This window comes from Roseateles sp. (genome assembly GCF_039595595.1).
Lineage (GTDB): Bacteria > Pseudomonadota > Gammaproteobacteria > Burkholderiales > Burkholderiaceae_C > Roseateles.
In genome coordinates this window covers 20388-36036 of record NZ_JBCNLG010000001.1, presented here as the reverse complement: position 1 = coordinate 36036, position 15649 = coordinate 20388, and the positions used below count along the sequence as shown (strand labels likewise).

8 protein-coding genes are annotated in these 15649 nt (G+C 66.0%); all 8 read right to left on the bottom strand.

Annotation, left to right across the window (positions count from 1 at the left end; genetic code table 11):
- Nucleotides 1-292: 292 nt before the first annotated feature.
- Nucleotides 293-1084 carry a LytTR family DNA-binding domain-containing protein gene (locus ABDW61_RS00125; protein ID WP_343634967.1) on the bottom strand — a complete coding sequence of 264 codons (792 nt, stop codon included), beginning with the start codon at nt 1082-1084 and terminating at the stop codon, nt 293-295.
- A 70-nt stretch (nt 1085-1154) separates the two neighbouring features.
- Nucleotides 1155-2096 carry a histidine kinase gene (locus tag ABDW61_RS00120; protein ID WP_343635952.1) on the bottom strand — a complete coding sequence of 314 codons (942 nt, stop codon included), beginning with the start codon at nt 2094-2096 and terminating at the stop codon, nt 1155-1157.
- A gap of 444 nt (nt 2097-2540) precedes the next feature.
- A complete protein-coding gene (locus tag ABDW61_RS00115) occupies nt 2541-3296 on the bottom strand; it encodes a class II glutamine amidotransferase (RefSeq protein WP_343634965.1) in 756 nt (251 codons plus the stop codon).
- A 20-nt stretch (nt 3297-3316) separates the two neighbouring features.
- Nucleotides 3317-4537, bottom strand: coding sequence for a geranylgeranyl reductase family protein (locus ABDW61_RS00110; protein ID WP_343634963.1), 1221 nt, complete (start codon nt 4535-4537; stop codon nt 3317-3319).
- Between the two features lie 176 nt (nt 4538-4713).
- Nucleotides 4714-5643, bottom strand: coding sequence for a hypothetical protein (locus ABDW61_RS00105; RefSeq protein ID WP_343634962.1), 930 nt, complete (start codon nt 5641-5643; stop codon nt 4714-4716).
- Between the two features lie 269 nt (nt 5644-5912).
- Nucleotides 5913-8528, bottom strand: coding sequence for a TonB-dependent receptor (locus ABDW61_RS00100; protein WP_343634960.1), 2616 nt, complete (start codon nt 8526-8528; stop codon nt 5913-5915).
- A gap of 662 nt (nt 8529-9190) precedes the next feature.
- Nucleotides 9191-12154, bottom strand: a complete 2964-nt coding sequence (locus ABDW61_RS00095) for a TonB-dependent receptor (RefSeq protein WP_343634958.1) — start codon at nt 12152-12154, stop codon at nt 9191-9193.
- Between the two features lie 543 nt (nt 12155-12697).
- Nucleotides 12698-15346: a TonB-dependent receptor gene (locus tag ABDW61_RS00090; RefSeq protein WP_343634956.1), complete on the bottom strand. Its 2649-nt coding sequence runs from the start codon at nt 15344-15346 to the stop codon at nt 12698-12700.
- Nucleotides 15347-15649 lie beyond the last annotated feature (303 nt).

Genomic DNA, 15649 nt, shown 5'->3' with positions numbered 1-15649 from the left:
GGCGAGGGAGTTCTTGCGCAAGGCAAATGCGGGCGGCCCTGTCTTAACCCCTCGCCCGCTTGCGGGAGAGGGAGGGGTGAGGGCCTGCGGCCGTCGAAGCGCGGGGCCTCGTGGCATCCCCGGCGGATGGCGGCGCGGGAGTTGGGCAGCAGCAGCGCTTGAGGTTGGATTGAGTGTCGGAAGCTCAGCGCAAGACCTCGCTGCTTCCTTCAACAGCCGCTCGCGGCCAGCAACGCCACCGCCGCGCCGACCGCGTTGAACGCAGACAGCGCAATGAATGCGGCGGCCCGTCTCATTGGCCCTTGAACAGCCCCTGGAACTGCCGCGACACCGGCAGCTTCTCCTCGCTGCCCTTCAGCGACAGCTGCATCGTGTTCTCGTCCACGCGCGTGGCGCTGGCGATGAAGCGGCTGTTGACCAGCACCGAGCGGTGCACCTGCCAGAAGATGCTCGGATCCAGGTCGCTCAGCAGCTCCTTGAGCGCGGTGCGGATCCACGCCTCGCCGTCGCGATGGACGACGCGCGTGTAGCGGCTGTCGCTCTGGAAGAACAGGATGTCACCGGGCGCGATCAACTGGATCTCGCGGCCCTGGCTGGCCTGGATCGGCCGCATCGAGGGCCGCTGCGCGGGCAGCAGCTGGCGCAACAGGTCGAGCGTCTCGGGCGGCATCGCGGGCATCGCCGGCGCGTCCGGCTCGGCGCCGAGCGCGGCCTGCCGCTGTCGCAGCCGCTGCAGGCACTGCTGCAGCCGCGCGTCCTCGACCGGCTTGAGCACGTAGTCGACCGCGCCGGCGTCGAAGGCCGACAGCGCGTGATCGCCATACGCGGTCACGAACACGACCTGCGGCGGCTCCGCGAGCTGCGACAGCCGCTGTCCCACCTCCAGGCCCGAGAGGCCCGGCATGCGGATGTCCAGGAAGCACAGCTGCGGCTCATGCGCGAGACAGTCGTCCCATGCGTCGCAGCCGTTGACGCTGGCCGCCACGATCTCCAGCTCCGGCGCCAGCCGTTCCAGCGCGGCGCGCAGTTGCTCGCGCGGACCTTCCTCGTCGTCCGCGATCAGCGTGCGGATCTTCGTCGTCATGCGTGTCTCCCCTCGTGGTTCTCGTCGACGTCCTCGTCGTTCTTTCCGCGTCCGCGGCCCGTGCCTCGGATCAGGCGGCCGGCACCTCGACCCAGGCCAGGCATCCCGGCGCATCGGCCGGTGCCGGCTCCAGGCCGAGCGCCGCGCGGGCGCCGAACTGCGCCTGCAGCCGCTCCCGCGTGTTGGCCAGGCCCAGCCCGTCGCAGGCGCCCGGCGCCAGGCCCTGGCCGCCATCCTGCACCTCGAGCCGCAGCCGCCCCTCGAGCGCCTTCGCTCTCACCGCGATGTGCCCGCCCCGCAGGCTGGGCTCGATGCCATGCGTGATCGCGTTCTCCGCCAGCGTCAGCAGCGTGCCGGGCGGCAGGCTCGCATGGGCCATCGCCGCCGCGGCCGACTCGTCCAGATCCAGCGACCAGGTCAGCCGCTGACCCAGCCGCGCCTGCATGATGTCCAGATAGCTGCGCACGATCTGCAGCTCCTGCTCGAGCGGCAACCGGTCCTGCTCGAACATCGGCAGCGTCGCCCGCAGATAGCGCGTCAGCGAGCGCAGCATCGGCCCGGCACGATCGTCGCGCGTGTCCACCCAGTGCTGCAGCGACGCCAGCGTGTTGAACAGGAAGTGCGGCTGGATCTGCGCCGTCGCCAGCCGCTGCGCCAGCGCGATGCGCTCCTCCTGCGCATCCAGCTCCGCCAGACGGGCGCCCAGCTGCTGCGTCCGGTACAGCGTCAGGAACCACCACGAAGACACCGTCAGCGTCATCCCGCCCGCGCCAAACGGCAGCAGGTCGCGCGCTTCGTCGCGGTAACCCAGCTTCACCATCACCAGCGTGACCAGCAGCATCACCACGCCAGCACCCATCGTCGCCACGTTGAACCGCGTGCGCGTCGGCTGGCGCCACAGCCAGCGCGCCACGCTCAGCCCCGCGGAGGCCACCAGCAGGCCTCCAATCAGGATCACGTGCGCCAGGTGCCGCGGCAGCATCGCGTAGAACACCAGACCCAGCACCAGCACGTTGCTCAAGACGTAGCAGTCAATGCCCGTCGACCACTCCCGAAGACCGGATCGCGCAATCTCCGCCTCACTGAAGCTGCGGCGAGGGCCCGGGAACAACAGATGACCCCAGTCGAAACGAACCCGGGCCCGATCAGCATCGGCAGAGCCATGTGATCGAGATGCAGCACCGGACTTGTCACCGGCTTCAGCGTGAGCGCTGGGCGTGGTCATGCGGCGAGTCTAGGACAGCCGTCCACAGACCGCCCGTGGATGCGGCGAACGGCAGCTTCGAGGGATGACTGGGACGCTGCCGCGACCGAGCAGCCAGCCCGGGATGCCGGTGCCCCTTTCCGCTCAGGCGCCTGCGCCCGCTCGGCATTCGCTTCAAGGGGCACCGGCATCCCGGGCCGGCACCACCACCGGGGCGGCGGCGGGAATGGCTTGAGCCAGGCATGGCGGAGATCAGCAATGGGGCTGACCACCGACGAAGACCTTCAGGGTGCCCGGCTCGATCGGGATCCAGGGCTCGCCGCGCGTGAGCGGCTCCGTCGCGACGATCGCGATGCGGTCGTCCTCCGTCGTCTTGGCGGCCAGATCCACCGTCAGGTCCTCGTCCTGCAAGGTCACCGGACCGAATGGGGGCTGGCGCAGCAGGTAATGCAGCTTCGTCGAACCATGCGCCCACAGCGCCTGGCCATTCGACAACAGCATGTTGAAGGTGCCATGCCGGTTGAGCTGCGGCAGCAGCTCGCGCAGCGTGTGGTTCAACTCATCGATGGCCGGCATCGTCGCGTGCGCCTTGGCCAGCTCCTGCATCAGCCAGCAGAAGGCCTGCTCGCTGTCGGTCTGGCCCACCGGCTTGAAGGCTGCATGCAGGCGCGGGGCGAACCCTTTCAGGTCGCCGTTGTGCGCGAACACCCAGTAGCGGCCCCAGAGCTCGCGCACGAAGGGATGGGTGTTCTCCAGCGAGACCACCCCCTGCGTGGCCTTGCGGATGTGGGCGATGACGACGTCGCTGCGGATCGGATAGGTCTTGACCAGCTCCGCCAGCGGCGAGACGCGCGCGCTGTGGTGGTCGACGAAGTGCCGCAGGCCGCGGCCCTCGAAGAAGGCGATGCCGAAACCGTCCTTGTGCTCATGCGCCCGCGTCGCCAGCCCGGCGAAGCTGAACATCACGTCGGTCGGTCGGCGGGCATTCATGCCCATCAGCTGGCACATGGCGGACCTCGCTCAGGACGTCATTCGAGGAACAGCCGGGTGATCCCCTTCAGGCTCACCAGGTTGCCGGGGTTGCTGGTCTCGTTGAGCACGCCGCTCATGCGCTGCAGCAGGCGCGGGCTCTTCTTGGCGCGCCAGATCAGCAGATCCGCCAGCCACGGGAAGCGGTTGACGCGATTGCCGCGCTCGTAGAGGTCGTACTTGGGCTGCAGCGCGCGCAGGCCCTGCTCGTACTGCTCGCGCACGCGGGCGTCGTCGGCGCGGTGGGCCAGGATGGCCTCGGCGGCGAGCAGGCCGGTCTCCATGGCCTTGCCGATGCCCTCACCGGTGAAGGAGTAGGTCGAGCCCGCCGCCTCGCCGGTGACCAGCAGGCCGGGCCGCGTCCAGCGCGCGCCCTTGAGCGTGCAGCGCAGCGGCGCGCCCTTGAGCTCGCCGATCAGTTCGCCCTCGGCCATCAGGCGCTTGGCGGGCGGGTAGTGCTCGACGAAGGCGTCGAAGATGGCGCGCAGGTTGACGTCCTTCTTGCGGCCCTTGCCGCCGAGGTCCTTGTGGCTGTCGGTGACGCCGACGCCGATGTTGAAGCTGCCGTCGGGCGCCGGGAAGATCCAGCCGTAGCCGGGCTGCACCGGTTTGCACCAGACGACCTCGAGCGCCTTGATCTCGCCGACCAGCGAGGGCGCGCGCACGTAGCCGCGCAGCGCGACGCCGCTGGGGGTGTGGCGCTCGCACATGCCGGCGGCGGTGAGCGCCTTGGGCACGGCGCCGGTGGCCAGGAGGACCCAGTCGGCGGTGATCTCATGGGCCTGGCCGTCGATGGTCAGGCGCGCGCCGCGCACGCGGCCCTGCGCGTCCTCGAGCGCCGCCTCGAAGCGGGCCGGCGCGAGGAAGCGCGCGCCGGCCTCCTGCGCGCCGAGGTTGAGGATCTCGTCGAGCTGCTTGCGCGGCAGCACGGCGAGATGGCCGGGGACGTCGATGCGTCCGCCGCGCGGGCCGATGCAGCCGACATGCGCGGAGCGCTGGGCCTTGGCCATGACGCGCTCGAGCAGGCCCAGGCGGTCGAGCGCCTGGTGGGCGTCGGGGATGAGGCCGTCGCCGCAGATCTTGTCGCGGCCCAGCGGCTGCTGGTCGGCCAGCACCACGTCCAGGCCCGCCTTGGCGAGCCAGCGCGCGGCGGCGCTGCCGGCGGGACCGGCGCCGATGATCAGGACTTGGCAGGCGGAGGGCCAGGACTCGGCAGACATCAGAAGGGATTCCGGTTTTCGTGGATTAGCCCGCGATTCTAGGGAGACTGTGACAACTGCCCCGATTCCCGGAGGAAGGAATACCGCGTCGACCAAAGAAATAGGGGCGCCGGCGTTGTTGCCGGCGCCCCTTTCGGGGTGTTGGGAAACGAGGGTTCAGCGATGCGCCAACCGCCTCAGAAACGGAAGCATGAGCGCCCCGAAGCGGGTGGCGGGCAGTACATCTCGTCGTAGTAGTAGCGATGTTCACTGACCTCGAAGCTGTACCCGTCGATGTAGATGCCGAGGAAGCCGTCGTGGGAGGCAGCTTCGTGGGCATAGCCCGTCGGGCCGTAGACACGTCGCTTCGGATCGCCGATCACGACTTGCATCGATTGAATGTTCTGAAAGCCGCTGGCAATTCGGTTCTTGATGTAGCCCAGTGGGGCGGCCAGTTCACCGGGAACGTTCAGGCTGAGCAGGTCCAGGCTCATGAACGAGAGGGGAGCCAGGTAATGATTGATCTGGTCCAGCTTGTTGTAGGCCCCTTTCACCGCATTGGAAATCGCTTGATCAACGAAGTGGTCGATGGCGAGATTGACCAGTTCTCCGACGACTGGCACCCAATCGAGGCTCGACGAGCAGTTGTAGGAAGAGTTCAGTTTGAAGTTTTGGATCTGAAGGTTGTCCACCACGCCGGTGTCCAGATTCACGTGGCCGCTGAACGTCGTCCCGTTGTCCAGGTCGAGCGCGATATTGCACGTCGCGCTGACACCGGCGTAGCTTCTCTTGACCGTGGCTCCAATGGAGACCTGCGGGCCGGAGAAGGACACTTCTCCCAGCCGATAGTTGAGCGAGATGGGACCGTTCACGATCACATAGCCGCTCTGATAGCCCTCGATCGGCTTGATCATTTCGAGGAGCGGCCCTTGCAACGCCGCACGGAGCTCATTCATCACCGTCTGCTGGGCGGTGATGATGGGCTGATAAATGCCGCCGCCGATCGGCTGCTTGTAGGTGACGCCTGTGTTGGTTGGCGTCCTGATCGTCGCCTCGGTATAGAAGTCCCGGCTCGCATGCGCGCATGTCGCCGCGAGCCCGACCATAGCGGTGGAGAGCACTTTCAAGATCAATCGCTTCATTGGTTCCGACCCCTGTCGAGAAGTGCGCAATGTCGGTTGCGCGCACGCCGGAGCTGATGCCCTGCTCTTGGATTGGCAGGCGTTTCTGACTCGGAAGAGATGCTACGAACGGCGATGGTCAGACCGCCATAGGCAAATCCTGGCCCCCAAAGGGAGGAACAGCAGGCGAAAAAAAGCGGGAGGGTCTCCCCTCCCGCTTCTGCCTCGTATTCACGTCGTCGCGGCGATCCCGAAGGGCCGCCGCGGGCCGGCGATCAGAACGAGTAGGTCGCGCGGACGTAGTAGGCGCGGCCCGTCGGGTCGACGTAGCGCGAATCCCAGCCACCGCCCTGGAACAGGTCTTCCTGGTTCGTGAACGGCGGCGCGCGGTCGAACAGGTTGCGCACGCCCAGCACCAGCGAGATGTCCTTGCGCGGCGCCCAGCTGCCGAACAGGTCGAAGGTCGTGTACGACGGCACGCGCGCATGCGTCGTCGGATCGAAGTCGACGTAGCCCGACTTGTAGCGCATCGTCACGCCAGCGCCGAAGTCCTGGTACTTCCAGTTCGTCGTCAGGTTGTGCTGCCAGCGGAAGATCGGGCCCGACTCGCCGTAGGTGCCGACGTTCTGCACCCAGTAGCCATCCTTGAAGTCCTGGAACTCATACTTGGCGATGTAGGTGCTGTTCAGCGCGAAGTCGAACTGGCCGACCGGGCTGTTCAGGCGGTACTGCGCGCTCAGGTCCACGCCGTTGGTGCGCACCTTGCCCAGGTTCAGCAGCGTCTGGTCGACGTAGCCGCAGTCCGGGCCCGGGCAGTTGCTGGCGATCGACAGCGTGTTGCCGGGACCGAAGTGGAAGTACTGCTGCAGCGCCGGGTAGGTGCTGTAGTTGTTGAACAGCGCGAACTGCGGGATCGAGCCGATATGGTCCTTCAGGTGCACCCACCAGAAGTCCAGACCGAAGCTGGCGTTGGCGATCGGCTCATACACGAAGCCCAGCGTCGCGGACTTCGACTTCTCCGGACGCAGGTTCTTGTTGCCGGCGTTCAGCACCTGGAACTGCGCGTCGCACTGGTTGCCCGTGGAACCATCCGGGCACAGCAGCGGGTTGGGATAGTTGCCGGCCGTGTTCGTGTAGGCGGGGCTGCCATACAGCTCGTACAGCGTCGGAGCGCGGAAGCCCGTCGACGCCGATCCGCGCAGCAGCAGTTCCTTCATCGGCTGGAAGCGGAAGCTGATCTTCGGATTGGTCGAGTTGCCGAAGTCGCTGTACTTGTCGTAGCGCAGCGAGCCGGTGACGTCGAGCGACTTCAGCACCGGCACGTTCAACTCGCCATACAGCGCGTAGACGTTGCGCGAGCCCTCGGCCAGCGAGTTGGGGTCCACGCCGGTCGAGGCCGAGACCTTGGCCGCGAAGTCGGTGTTGGCAGCCGACTTGAAGTTCTCACGGCGGAACTCGGCGCCCAGCGCGAGTTGCGCGGCGCGGCCAGCGCCGAACCAGTCCGCCAGGTCGCGGCTGGCGTGTCCGCTCACCGTGGTGACGGTGCCCTTGGCCGATTCCAGCAGGCCGTTCAGCGCCGCCTGCTGCAGCAGGGCGGTGCCGACGTCGTTCTGGTCGCCGAACGGGTTGATGCGGCCGTCCGCCAAGCCGGCGCCGATCAGGTCACCGTCGGCATAGCCGCTCACCAGGTACTGGTCGACCTTGCTGCGGTTGTAGGACACGTTGGCGGAGTAATCCCAGCCCAGCGCGTTGCCGTCAGCCGTGAACATCAGACGCTGCTGGTTGTTCCGGTTGGTCTGGCCACGCGAGCCGTTGGGGAAGTCGCGCCAGTAGACGAGCACCGGCTTGGTCGGGTCGATGTTCGAGCCGGCCGGAGGCGTCGGATAGAAGGCGGTGCCCGGGTTGACTTCGTAGCCACCGTAGGGAACCGGGGCGACGAAGGTCGTGACGGTGTTGCGGGTCGCGAACAGCTCCGCGCCCAGCGTCAGGCTGTCATTGACCAGCAGGCTGCCCTTGAGCAGGCCCGAAGTAGTCTCGACCTTCGGCGAGAAGTCCACGAAGGAGGACGTGACCAGCTTGCACACGCCATTCGAATTGACCATCGACCGGCCGTCGCAGGCGCTGCCGACCGGGTTGTAGAACTGCGCGTTGTCCTGCGTGTAGTTCGCCGGCGCGGTGCTGTAGGACAGGCCGCCGGGCATGCGCTGGTTGAAGTCGCGCTGCGTGCCGCCGATCGCGTCCTGCTTGCGGTACGACACCGAGCCGAACAGGTTGAAGCCCTGCTTCTGCAGGTCGCCGAACCCGTAGGCCACGTTGAAGTTGCGCGACTTGCCGCCGGACTTCTCGGGCTGGTCCAGGCCCAGGGTGATGGAGCCGCCCTGCAGATTGGACTTGGTGATGAAGTTGATCACGCCGCCGATGGCGTCCGTGCCGTACAGCGCGGAAGCGCCGTCACGCAGCACTTCGATGCGGTCGATCGCCGCGAACGGGATCATGTTCAGGTCGGGCGCCGAACCGTCCACCGCGTTGTTGGCAATGCGCTGACCGTTCAGCAGCACCAGCGTCTTGTCGGCACCGATGCCGCGCATGTCGGCGAACGACGCGCCACCGCTGCTCGAGCCCACCGACTGCGTGGTGTTCGTCGACGACTGCACCGACGACAGATTGGCCATGACCTGCTCGACGGAGGTGATGCCCGACTTCTTCAGATCGTCCATCTTGACGATCGTCACCGGGACGGCGGTCTCGGCGTCGATGCGCTTGATGGCCGAGCCGGTCACCACGACCCGCTCCAGCTGGGACTGTTCCGGTTGGTTCTGCGCCAGCGTCGGAAAGGACGCGGCCGCAATGGTGGCGGCAACTGCCAGGCTCACCGCGTTCAGCTTGTACATATCAGCACCTCAAGGGGAATGCGCCCGCCCTCCTTTTGGGCATGACGAGCGGAAATGAAAGGGCCCCGCATCGCGAGGCCTGGCAAAGTGTGAGCACGAATCCCTGGAGGTCATAGACCCTCGTTCGGCATACGCACCAATTCGTCGAGGCGCCGTCAAATGGCCTCGAAAACAAGGGTTTTCACTGAATGTTTTGTGACATTTCGGTCGTGCCAGCGCCACAGTTTCCGCATTTACCTGGGATTTACGCGTACGGAAATGTCGGAATTAAGTCGAGCTTGATTTGTACTGATAGCGCCCAAAACGTGAAGGCGACGTGAAGAAAATACGGTGCCTGTTGGCAAGAAGCGACCCTGGGCATACTTCGCACAAGGGCAATCTCCTGAAATATCCAGTCGAATCAACGGCTTGGAAGCGGCTTAACGAGGTAGCAAAGAAACTTCGCGAATGGAAATCGGAGCAGCCATGGACGCCATGAAACGACGCGTGGCAGCCGCTTGACGAAGGCAGTTTTCGCCTGCGGGAAACTGTGAAGATGGCGGCGCCTTCATCGCACGTCCGCACCGCGGCGGCGCGGGAATGAAAAACGCCTCCCGAGGGAGGCGTCGCGTGATCGGACGAATCGGAAAGCGGCGTGAGCCGCCTTCCGGAATCCAGTCCGATTACAGGCTGTAGCGCAGACCGACGTAGTAACGGCGGCCGATCGGGTCGTAGATCGTCGCGGTTTCGTTGCCGGTCACGTTACCCGGCAGACCGGTGATGATCGGCGCCGGCTTGGTGTTGAGCGCGTTGTCGATGCCCAGGTAGACCTGCGAGCGCTTCGTGATCTGGTACGTGCCCTGCAGATCCAGGTAGACCTTCTCCTTCACCTTGCCCCACTTCTTTTCGATCTCGTTCGACTTCAAGAACTGGTCGTCCAGGTAGGACTGGCCGATGTAGGTCGTGGTCGCCACGATGCCGAAATCGCCGTAGTTGTAGCCCAGGTTCAGCAGCCAGCGGTGCTTGGGCTGACCCACTTCGCCGTCGAAGCGGTTCTCCTCGGCGTCCGGCGTCGCCTTGTTGTAGGCCTTCTTCATGTAGGTGTAGGCCAGACGCGAATTGAACATGCCGTTGCCCAGACGGGTGGCATAGGTCGCGGTCAGGTCGATGCCTTCCACGAAGTCGCCGCCGGTGTTGGCGGAGGTTTCGTTGATGAACTCCAGCGAGCCCGCGCTGTTGGCGCCGGCCGCCGTCGCGCGGCGGGTGATGTACTGGCAGAACGACGTGTTCGCGCCGCTGTAGCACTGGTCCAGGGCGTACTGGCGTCCCGGGGTGTTGATGGCGTCCTTGATCTTGATGCGGTAATAGTCAACCGTCACCGCCAGGTTCTTCACCAGATCCTTGGGCGTGACGACGAAGCCCAGCGTGAACGACCGGCCCTTCTCCGCCTTCAGGTTGGGGTTGCCGCTGTCGAAGCCGGACACGCCCTGCAGGTCGGCCTGCGATTGCACGAAGCTGCCGTTGGCCGCGACGTTGGCCGCGACGCCCGGATCCTTCAGGCAGTTCACCGCGGTCGCCGACGTGTCGGTGGCCTTCACGCCGATGCAGGGGTCGACCAGGCCGGTCGGGAAGGTCTGGCTCGGCGCCTGGTACAGCTCGCCGATGTTGGGCGCGCGGGTCGAGGCGGAGTAGTTCGCGCGGACGCGGAAGGTCGTGTTCAGCGCCCAGTCCACGCCGGTGTTCCAGCTCGTCGTATTGCCCACGCTGGAGTAACGGCCCTGGCGCACGGCCGCCGAAGCGTCCAGCTGCTTGACCAGCGGCAGGTTCTTCAGCAGCGGCACGCGGGCTTCCAGGAACAGTTCCTTCACGTTGAAGGAGCCCGAGGTGTTGGGCAGCGCGTTGCCGGCGTTCAGACCGGTCTGGGTCAGCACGTCGAACTCGGTGCTCGAGGCCTCGCGGCGGTACTCGCCACCGAACGCGATGCCCAGCGGTCCGGCCGGCAGTTCGATCGGTTCACCGGTCAGTGTGAAGCCAGCCAGGGTCTGCGTGGTCTTGGTGTTCAGCGACGACGGCGCGTTGATGTAGGCCGCCGCCGCCGGGCTCAGCGTGTTGGCGCCGAAGACGTTGGCCGGGACGCAGCCCTGGGCGCGCGCGACCGCGTCGATACAGATCACCTCGGTCGTGTTGCCGTTGTTGTTGACGTCGTTGACGTCCGTCATCACCTGCATCGCGTTGCGCAGGTTCAGGACGTTGACCTGGCCGGTACCGGTCTGGCCTTCCTTCGTGAAGCCGTAGCCGATGTAGGTGTCGTAGTTCCAGCTCTTGCCGAGCTCGCCCTTCATGCCGGTCATCAGACGCAGCGTGTCGCGATCGGCCTTGCTGCTGCGGACGTCCACGTCGGACATGCGGCGCGTGAAGGTGAAATCCTTCAGGCCGTCGCCGTTGGTGTCGATGGCGTTGTTGTAGATGGTGTCCGGCACCAGCGGGTTGCGGACCTTCACGCCGTTGACCATGAACTCGGCCGGCGTCACGCCGCCCTGGCCATTGAAGACCTGGGCGGCGGCGTCCAGCGGGAACGGTTCGAGGCGCGTTTTGGTCTTCGTCGACGCGTAGTTGCCTTCGAAGAACGCGGTGTGCTGGTCGGTGATGTTGTACTCGCCCTTGGTGGCGAGCATCAGGCGGTCGGTCGGGACAGCGATCGTCCGGTAGGCCGAGCGGTTGAAGCCGGTCGCGCCGACGCCGTCACCGTCAGGACCATTGGTGGAGGGCGCAATCTCGTTGTGGTTGGCGTCGTAGGTGAAGCTGTGCTTGACCGGGCCCTTGCCCGCCGTCACTTCCGGCGTCCAGTAGGAGAAGGTGCCCTGCGGCACGAAGCTCGAATAGAACGGCCGGGTCGGCGTGAACAGGTCGGCGGGATCGCCGGTCTCCACCAGCGCCTTCGAGTACTGGTCCACCGCGGAGATCGCGCGGTCGCGCGAGTACACCGCGCCCTGCCGCGAACCCGACAGGTTCACCATGATGTTGCCGCGGTTGTCGGCGGTGTTCACACCGAAGGTGGCGGTGAACTTCTTCTTCTCGTCGTCGCCCTTCTGGCTCTTGCCGTACTGGGCATCCAGCTGCACGCCCTGGAAGTTGCGCTTGAGGATGATGTTCACCACGCCGGCCACGGCGTCCGAGCCATAGGTCGACGAGGCGCCGCCGGTCATGATTTCGACGCGCTCGATGAAGTCGGCCGGGATGCTGTTCAGGTCGACCGCGCTGGAGCCCGGCACGCCCGCCACGTAGCGGCGGCCGTTGACCAGCACCAGGGTCCGGTTGGAGCCCAGGTTGCGCAGGTCGATGGTGGCGACGCCGGCGCTGGAGGTCGAGAAGTTGGAGTTGGTGCGGCTGATGGCCGGGGTGCCGAACACCGGGCTCTTGAGCAGCAGTTCCTGCAGGTTGGCCACGCCCGACGCCGCGATCTCGGCGCCCGTCATGACCTGGATGGGCGCTGCGGATTCAGCGTTGGCGGAAAGGATGCGGCTGCCGGTCACCTCGACGCGCTCGAGCTGCTGCTGCGGGGCGGAGGCGTTCTGGGCGAAGCCCGCGACGGAATAGGCGCTCAGGCATGCCAAGGCGGCAATGCTGATCGAACGGCGTTGGAACATGGAGCACTCCTCGTGGGAAAGCGTTGACCAAACCGCCGGCCTGCCCTTGTCCTTGGACGCTCTTTCTGATCGCGTGGGGTGCCCGAGAGCCGCTCCATGGGGAGCCGGCGGAAATGTGAAAACAGTGTCAATTAACGAGAAGAACGTGCTGTCACGGGTTCCTCCCAATTGAGTGCAGGTGGCTGACTCAAGCTTGTGGGGGTGGGGATGCCTTTTTGCCCCCATGACCAGCGGCATGCCTATGACGGAGGCCATTTCGAGGCCGATTTGTCTGTCGCAGACGGAGGTGGCAGGCTTGGTGTCTTCCCTGACATGAAAAGGCGGCGCCGGCTTTGCGGCACGTTGCTCACCGGCAACAAGCCGTATCACATTGGCAACACGACTTCGCCTTCCGGCTAGGGATATCGCCTAGGTGACAGGGCATCGACGGCCGTGAGAACTCCGCCGGGGCTGCCGGCCAGCGCGGCCACAATGAAAAAGGCCCGCCGAAGCGGGCCTTTGTGTGGCGGCGCGAGGCCGCCGATCGTCCGTCGGACCGGGAACTCAGAACCCGTAGCTGGCGCGCAGGAAGAACGCGCGGCCGATCGGGTCCGAGTAGCGGGGGTCATAGCCGCGCTGCGAGCGGGTCGACTGGTTCGAGAACGACGGGTCGGTGTCGAACAGGTTCTTCACGCCCAGCGTCAGCGCGGTGGACTTGTTGAACTTGTAGGTGCCCGACAGGTCGACCAGCGTGTAGGTGTCCACGTTGCCGTAGAACGACGGGCCGCCGACCACGGTCGTCGGATCGTTCTGGTCGCGGTAGCCGCTCTGGTGACGGATCGCCAGGCGCGAGCTCCAGTTGTTCAGCGCCCAGGCCGCCGAGAAGGTGTGCTTCCAGCGCAGAACCGGGCTGCCGTCCTTGTAGACGCCGACGTTCTGGATGAAGTCGCCCGACGGGTTGGTCTGGTACTTGTAGCTGTGGACGTAGGTGCTCTCGTACTGCAGACCCAGGTTGCCCCAGGCGCCCAGGCCGGTGGAGTACGCGACGGCGAAGTCGATACCGTCGGTCTTGACGCGGCCGATGTTGGCGTTGGTCTGGACCACGTAGCCGATGGCGTTGCTGTTCAGGTCCAGGCCGCCGCACCGCTGCAGGTTGGCCTGCACGTCGGCCGGCAGCGTGTTGCAGCGGACGATGTTGGCGGCGTAGCGGGTCGGGTCGGCGAAGATGACGTCGATCGGCAGGACGCTGATCTGGTCACGCAGCTTGATGTTCCAGTAGTCGGCCGAGATGGTCAGCGCCTTGATCGGCTCGACCACCACGCCCAGCGTGAAGGTCTTGGACTTCTCCGGCTTCAGGTCCGGGTTGCCGCCGTTCTGGACCTGCGGCTGCGACTGGCAGTCACGGCTCTTCACGCCACCGTTGATCGGGTTGCCTTGGGCATCGCAGAGCAGCGGGTCGTTCTTGGCGCCGGACGAGAAGGTCACGGTCTGCGGGGCGTACAGGTCGTCCAGGCCAGGGGCGCGGAAGCCGGTGTTGTAGGAGCCGCGCAGCGCCAGTTCCTTGATCGGCTGGAAGCGGATGCCGACCTTGGGGTTGGTCGTCGCGCCGGCGTCCGAGTAGTCGTCGCGGCGCAGGGCCAGCTGGACTTCCACCATCTTGTGCAGCGGCAGCAGCAGTTCGACACCGATGGCCTTCACGTTGCGGTCGCCGCCGACGTGGTTGGCGGAACGGCCCGCCGACGGGATCGCCAGCACGACGTCGTCGTTGGTGTCGTTCTTGTACTTTTCCTTGCGGTACTCGGCAGCGACGGCCAGCGCGGCGCGGCCGCCGGGCAGGTCGAAGATCTCCTTGGACGCGCGGAAGTCGGCGCTCTGGGTTTCGCCCATCGCGTTGGCGAACACGCCGCGGCGCTTGGCCTGCTCGATGATGGCCAGTTGAGCCGGGGTCGCGTCGGCGAACGGGTTCAGGTTGCCGGCGGCGACTTGGGCGCGCACGAACGGGGCGTTGACGTAGCCGTCGACGGCGGCGTCATTGGCCGTGCTCTTCGAATACAGCACGCCCGCGCGGTAGTCCCAGTCGGCGATCACACCCGAGAGGTCAGCCACGGCGCGCTCGGCGGTCGAGTGCGAACCGTTGGTTCGCGGACCCGCCGGCACCATGCGCCAGCCCACGCTGATCGGCTTGGTCGTGTCGATGCCCGGGTAGTTGCGGGGGAAGAACGGGTTGCTCGGCTGCATCGTGATGGCCGACACCGGGTCCGGCGCGACGCGCGCGGTGTTGTCGTTCTTCGTCGAGATCGCGTCCAGCGACAGCACGTGGTTGTCGCCGATCTTGACCGACGCGCGGCCGGCCAGCGTGGTCTGGTCCACGTCGGGGGCGATGTCGATCGTCGAGCTGAAGTCGAAGATGCAGACCTTGTTGTTGGTCGGGTTCACGACCGACAGCGGGCCCTTGCAGTCCGGGGCCGACGGGTTGCCCGACAGGTTGCCCTGGGTGAAGTTGCCCGGGAAGGTGGTGGGCGAGCTGCCGGCCACGCCGCGCGACGGGATGATGCCGGTCTTGGCGAAATCGCGGTCCAGCGCGCGGATGCGGTCGGTGCGGCGCTTGTCCAGCGAGGCCCAGAAGTTGACGCGGTCCTTCTCCAGGTCGCCGAAGCCGAAGGTCAGCGAGGCGCCTTCCTTCTTGCCGCCCTTTTCCTGCGGGTTGCTCAGTTCGAGCACGGCCTGGCCGCCGCGGAAGTTGGACTTGGTGATGAAGTTGATCACGCCGCCGATGGCGTCCGTGCCGTACACGGCGGACGCGCCGTCACGCAGCACTTCCACGCGGTCGATGACGGCGAAGGGGATGGAGTTCAGGTCGACCGCGTTGGCGCCGAAGGCGAACGCCGTCATGCGGCGGCCGTTCAGCAGGACCAGGGTCTTGTTGGTGCCCAGGCCGCGCAGGTTGGCGTAGGTCGCGCCGCCGGTGCTCGAACCGATCGAGTTGGAGCCGGTGTTGCTCGACTGGCTGGACGACAGCAGTTCGACGATCGCCTCGACGCTGGCCACGCCCGAAGCGCGCAGTTCCTCGGCCTTCAGCACGGTGATGGGCAGGGCGCCTTCATCGCTGATGGAGCGCTTGATCGCGGAACCGGTGATTTCGATGCGTTCGAGCTGTTGCGCTTCTTGCGCATGCGCGGCGCCGACCGAGGCCGCGAGGATCGCTGCGGCCACGCTGATTTGGCGGAGGGAAGGAGAAGTGGGCATGCCTGTTCCGTGAATGGCAAAAGAGAAGGATGCGCCCAACAACTTTTAGTTACCGAGCGCAGTGGAAGGTGAAGAAACTTTAAGGAACAGGAATTGCCCGAGGCCTTCGGGTCCACCCCTAAGGACTTTCCATGATTGATGGGGGGTGTCATTTCTCACCGGCGTCTGTCACAGGCTGAAACACCGGCCTTGCCCAAACCTTGGGCAGAGGCGGGGCGAAGAAATCGATGCGCCCAAGAAAAAGGCGATCCCTGAGGGATCGCCAGATTG

Bases quoted from the DNA above. Each gene is read 5' to 3' on its own strand.
- ABDW61_RS00125 (WP_343634967.1), bottom strand. From the start codon at position 1,084: ATGACGACGAAGATCCGCACGCTGATCGCGGACGACGAGGAAGGTCCG.
- ABDW61_RS00115 (WP_343634965.1), bottom strand. From the start codon at position 3,296: ATGTGCCAGCTGATGGGCATGAATGCCCGCCGACCGACCGACGTGATG.
- ABDW61_RS00100 (WP_343634960.1), bottom strand. From the start codon at position 8,528: ATGTACAAGCTGAACGCGGTGAGCCTGGCAGTTGCCGCCACCATTGCG.
- ABDW61_RS00110 (WP_343634963.1), bottom strand. From the start codon at position 4,537: ATGTCTGCCGAGTCCTGGCCCTCCGCCTGCCAAGTCCTGATCATCGGC.
- ABDW61_RS00095 (WP_343634958.1), bottom strand. From the start codon at position 12,154: ATGTTCCAACGCCGTTCGATCAGCATTGCCGCCTTGGCATGCCTGAGC.